Consider the following 4,845-nt stretch of genomic DNA (forward strand, 5'->3'; position numbering starts at 1 on the left):
GTCGGTGCGGCGGGGCCGTCTGAAAAAGCTGCAAATGCACTTAAACCGCAGAAGGAAAAGAATCTTTGTCCCGAACCGGTAGAAGAGATGGGAGATGATTGTTTGAGGCTTACCCTGTTAGATTTTGAAATTGCATTAAATAAGAAGTACGAAGATTTATTTCGACGTGCCGCTACCAAAGACCAAAAACTTCATGGTATGACAAAACAGTATTTTACAAGCATCCGCTCGAAATGGGAGGCTTACAAAGAAGAACTTTGCGACGACCCGACGGTAACGACCGATTTGAAAACACCGGCGGATCGGATTCACACTCTTTGCGCTATCGAACAGACGCAGCTTCACTTGAAAGCATTGGAACGTTTTTAATTTTTTAGGAGACTGATATGTCGAAACACAAAATCCGTTACATTCTACCGTTGCTGGCAATAATGACATCCGCCGCCTGTGTCGGTGCGGCGGGGCCGTCTGAAAAGGCTGGTCCAAAGGTAACAAGGCAAAAACAGGACAGTAAGGACATTTGTCCTCAGAGCATGATGAAAGACATAGACGGACAAGGCTATGAATGTGTAGATATTTTCAGTATGAGGTTGGAAAAGCAACTGAATAATAAATACGAAAATCTGCTGCACCGTATCGATTCAAAAGACCCCAAATTGAATGGAGTATCCAAAGAATATTTTTTGACTATCCGTAAGAATTGGGAAAGTTATACGGAAATGCTGTGTTCAGACCCATCCGTTACGACGAAAGTTCGTCCTCTTGCAGGACGCTACATCCGTATTTGCAGATTCGAGCAGAACTTAAACCATTTCAAAGCGTTGGAACGCTTTGAAAATTCTTTATAAAACTGATAGATAGTTAGGAGGCTGATATGAGTCGTTTTACAGGCGGAGACCATCTGAAACCAGAAGACGGTTTGAAATACTATATACATCAAGCCATGATGGTAAACGAGTTGTCGGGTGGGCGCGGCGCGTACAAAATATCAAATGCGGAGAAGGCTGCCAGCGGTCCGAGTTTCGGTCCTATCCAGTACGACATAGGCGGCAATAATGAAGGGAGGAATTTGTTGGAACGGATTGCGCGAGAGGCAACAGACTCAAAAGGCAACCGTTTTATTTCCGATAATGAAATAAAGCAGATGCAAATCCATCTATACAAGCCATTCAATAAAATGTCTGCCGAAGACAAACAGGTGTATCAAAATCTGAAACCGAAATTGAATCAGGCTTTGGCTTCCGAAATCGGTATCTCATTAATCAATCGGGATTATGATAAGGCACTTGATGACAAAGTTAACAAGGTAAATAACGTTATCTCTAAAATTACAAATCCTGACAATAAAAAATTCCTGCAATCCAATATGCAGGCACAAGTCTTTATTGCCGATATACGCAACCAATATGGCGATAAAGTAAACGATGCTTTGAAGGAGTTCCTCAGCCAGAGTAAAGAAGATAACGGAGTAAGGCTGCCGGGAGGACGACAGGTCAAAGTCGAAGGCAAACTGGATATGGAAGATTTAAAAAACTTCCGTATGAATACGGCTTACGGCGTCAAACATCCCTCCGATGCCCGTCGCAGAGATAACAATATTGAGGAAATTACCGCCCCTACTCGTACAAAACCGTTATCCCAAACAGATAAATTCCATGCCTTAGTTCAAGGCTTGCTCAACGATAAGGACGGCTCTTTCGCCAAACAAGTTTTGGCGGAGAACCGCGAAGTTGTTGATGCTTTCAATGCTAAAGTACAGGAAAGAATGGAACAGGAACGGCAACAAACGGCAACGAGGGAAATTTCTGTGCAGCAGAATCCTGCGGAAAGGGAATTGGGAGGACGGTCTTTCGGCTGACCGTTCCACATGAGGCCGTCTGAAACCTGTTTCAGACGGCCTTGCTTTATTCTGTTTTGAAATAAATGCTTCATATCTTTCTCAAAAAAAGCCCCATTACTTTCTCTCCGGCCACAGCCAGCAAGGCTCCGACCACAACCACCATGGCACCCACATAGCTGACGATATTCATATCCGAAGCGGCAAAATAATCGGGGGCTAGATGATGGCCGATGGTGGAAAATATCATGGTGAATACAGGAATCAGCGTGGTGACGATACTGACTTTTGAAGCGTCCCAATGATTGAGTGCTTCGCCGAATGAACCATAGCCGATCAGCGTGTTCAGGCAGCAATAGATAAAGCAGCCCCATAAAAACGGATTGCCGATATGGGCGATTTGCGACGGTTCGGCAAACGGCAAGAAAACAAAGCTGCTGCAAAAATAAATCATGATCAGGATTTGTTGCGAATTGAAATGTTTGGACAGAAGTTTTTGCGCCACACCGTAGCACACCCAAATCATGCTGCCCGAAGCCGCCATCATCACGCCGACCGCGTAGCTGCCCAAGCTGAAAAGTTCGCCGAATTTGTCGTTGAAAAACATGGCCAAACCCGTCAGCAAAAGCATCAAGCCGATTTTCTGCCAGTGCGTAAAGGCTTCTTTAAACACACCTACTCCGACCAAAATCATGGTAAAGGGCGAGAGCTGCCACAACACCTGCGTGGTTGTCGGCGAAATATAGTGCAAACCCATGGCAACAAGCACGAAGTTGGCGGAAATGCCGATAATGCCCAGCACCAATAAAAACAAGGTTTGCCTGGAAAATTCAGACGGCCTCGGCAGCTTGCCGGTCAGTCCCAACAGCACAAACAACACCAGCGAAGCCACTAAAAAGCGCACCCACACTAAAGTGGGCGCATCGACGGCTTTTAAGGCCTGTTGGGCGATGACCGGCAGCGAACCCCAAGTCATGGTGGCAAGCAGCGCCAATGAAAAGCCGAGCCAAGGTTTTTGTTTCTTCATTTTTCAGACGGCCTTTGCTTACGCGGCTTCCCAGTAGTCGATATAAAGCTGCAATTCGAGATTATTCCGCCATTCGTTGGCAACGGGGCGGTACACCGTGCGGATATATTCAGGAATGTCTTCGCTGCAACGCCAAAACATGGCTTCAAATTCGTAGCCGTCTTTTTGCAGCCAGACTTTTTTGTGTTTGCCTTCCGCGCCCAAAGGCTGCTGGCGGACAACATGAAATTCGTCGGTAAAACTCGGTGGCGCGAAGCCCTGCCCCCAAACGTGTCGGGCAAGGTTCTGCGCCTGTTCCAGCGTAATATCGCGGGCAGGCAGACTGCCATCGGTGATGAAAGTTTGCGACAAGTCGTCTTCGTACACCATTTCGCGCACGGCTTCTTCAAAGGCTGTCTGAAACGCGGGAATGTTGTGTTCAAGTATGCTCAAACCCGCCGCCATTGCGTGTCCGCCGAATTTCAAAATCAAATCGGGATGACGTTTGGACACCAAGTCCAAAGCATCGCGCAGGTGCAGATTGGGAATGGAGCGTCCCGAACCGCGCACTTCGCCGTTGTCGGCAGGCGCAAACACGATGGTCGGACGATAAAAACGGTCTTTGAGGCGGCTGGCAACAATGCCGACCACGCCTTGATGGAAGTCGTCGCGATACGCCACCAAAGTCGTCTGACCTGGAGGCAGGGTTTCGGGAAAGGCGTTCAGCGCGTCTTGTAGCATGGATTGCTCGATTTCGCGGCGCTCGATATTGAGGTCGTTTAACTGCGCCGCCAGTTCCTGCGCTTCGGCATCATCTTGCGCCAACAGACAGGCAATGCCGACCGACATATCGTCCAGCCGTCCGGCCGCATTGATGCGCGGTCCCAACGCAAAGCCCATATCAAACGGCTGAGCCTTGCGCCAATCCCGTCGCGCCACTTCAAACAAGGCGCGGATACCCGGGCGCATTTTGCCCAAACGCATCCGTTTCAAACCTTGCGACACCAGGATACGGTTGTTGTGGTCTAAAGTAACGACATCAGCGACGGTACCGAGTGCGACCAAATCCAAAAGGTCGCCCAGATTCGGCTCTTTCAGGCCGTCTGAAAAATAATGGCGGCGGCGCAGTTCGGCACGCAAAGCCATCAGTACATAAAAAATCACGCCCACGCCCGCCAAGCTTTTACTTTGGAAACCGCAGCCTTTTTGATTCGGATTGACGATGATGCAGTCGGGTACGGTCTCGGCAGGCAGATGGTGGTCGGTCACAATCACATCCAAACCCAACTCCTGCGCACGCGCCACGCCTGCAATGCTGGCGATACCATTATCCACCGTCACCAATAAATCCACGCCTTGCTCGGCCGCGATTTCAGCCAGCTCGGGCGTTAAGCCGTAGCCGTGTTCAAAGCGGTTGGGCACAAGAAAATCCACTTTCGCCCCCATCGCCGCCAAACCGCTCATACCGACGGAACACGCCGTCGCACCATCGGCATCGTAGTCGGCGACAATCAGGATTTTTTCCTGACGCTCAATTGCATCCGCCAAACGGCCGGCGGCGGCTTCGCAGTTTGTCAGCGTTTGATACGGCAAAAGCGCAGCAAGCTTGTCGTCCAACTCGGCCGGACTTTGCACATCACGCGCAGCGCACAGCCGCGCAATCAAAGGATCGGTACCGGCAGTAAGCAAGTCGTTAAAAACAGTCGGATTAATGGAACGTGTTTGGATTTTGACGGACATGGTGTGTGGGTTTAAATAGAGAGAAAATTAATCTTTTTGAAGCGTTTATTTTAAGGAGGAGGCCGTCTGAAACCTGCAATCGGTTTTCAGACGGCCTTAAGGTTTATTCTTCCCAATTCTGCCCTTCTTCTGAAACGTCGGATTGACCGGCCTCCATCACTGCTTTAATTTCTTGGAACAGCGCACGGAAGTTTTTCGGCGGTTTGTTTTGTTCCTGCTCTTTTTTGGTGTTGCGGATCAAGGTGCGCAATTTGCCGGCGTC

The 4,845-nt window shown here is 49.1% G+C and carries 6 protein-coding genes; 3 read left to right on the forward strand and 3 right to left on the reverse strand.

Features of this window, described 5'->3' with window-relative positions; genetic code table 11:
- From ACTHSP_RS17890 to ACTHSP_RS17900, 3 genes are all read left to right on the forward strand, one after another.
- On the forward strand, positions 1-369 hold a 369-nt coding region (locus tag ACTHSP_RS17890), incomplete at its 5' end, for a hypothetical protein (RefSeq protein WP_440346580.1).
- Between the two features lie 17 nt (positions 370-386).
- Positions 387-848: a hypothetical protein gene (locus ACTHSP_RS17895; protein WP_440346581.1), complete on the forward strand. Its 462-nt coding sequence runs from the start codon at positions 387-389 to the stop codon at positions 846-848.
- Between the two features lie 26 nt (positions 849-874).
- Complete coding sequence (locus ACTHSP_RS17900) at positions 875-1,858, forward strand: hypothetical protein (protein WP_049350667.1); 984 nt, start codon at positions 875-877, stop codon at positions 1,856-1,858.
- Positions 1,859-1,928: 70 nt separating this feature from the next.
- Here ACTHSP_RS17900 and ACTHSP_RS17905 read toward each other — a convergent pair whose 3' ends face one another.
- The 3 genes from ACTHSP_RS17905 to ACTHSP_RS17915 all read right to left on the reverse strand — a co-directional run.
- Positions 1,929-2,864, reverse strand: a complete 936-nt coding sequence (locus tag ACTHSP_RS17905) for a DMT family transporter (protein WP_049350668.1) — start codon at positions 2,862-2,864, stop codon at positions 1,929-1,931.
- 18 nt (positions 2,865-2,882) lie between these two features.
- On the reverse strand, positions 2,883-4,583 hold the full coding sequence (recJ, locus tag ACTHSP_RS17910; protein WP_440346582.1) for a single-stranded-DNA-specific exonuclease RecJ: 1,701 nt from the start codon (positions 4,581-4,583) through the stop codon (positions 2,883-2,885).
- Positions 4,584-4,686: 103 nt separating this feature from the next.
- Positions 4,687-4,845 (reverse strand): dual-action ribosomal maturation protein DarP (locus tag ACTHSP_RS17915; protein WP_440346583.1); only part of this gene is annotated, 159 nt, incomplete at its 5' end.

Source organism: Neisseria sp. P0001.S005 (assembly GCF_051963715.1).